Raw genomic sequence first — 243 nt, 5'->3', positions numbered from 1 at the left:
TTAGCCGAACGCTCTGGAAAGTGCGGCCATAGCGGGTGATAGCCCCGTAGGCGAAAACATTGTGAAAGAACTGGGTGTACGACAAGTAGGGCGGGACACGTGAAATCCTGTCTGAAGATGGGGGGACGGATCGCGGAAGGTTGTCCGGGTGTTGGAAGTCCCGGTCGCTGCATTGGAGAGGGTGCCCTGGCAAATCCGGGCACAGGACTCAAGGGTGTGGCGCGAGCTTCTTCGGAAGCGAAG

Annotated in this window: 1 rRNA gene; it reads left to right on the top strand. The window is 58.8% G+C overall.

Features of this window, described 5'->3' with window-relative positions:
- Nucleotides 1-135 (top strand): 23S ribosomal RNA (locus AB3X89_RS40820); the annotation flags it as partial.
- Nucleotides 136-243: the final 108 nt, after the last annotated feature.

The sequence above is a fragment of the Paraburkholderia sp. BR14320 genome, from assembly GCF_040948665.1.
In the GTDB taxonomy this organism is placed as follows: Bacteria; Pseudomonadota; Gammaproteobacteria; order Burkholderiales; family Burkholderiaceae; genus Paraburkholderia; species Paraburkholderia youngii.
Note: the sequence above shows the minus strand (reverse complement) of the source record. Positions and strands in the feature narration are given on the sequence as shown.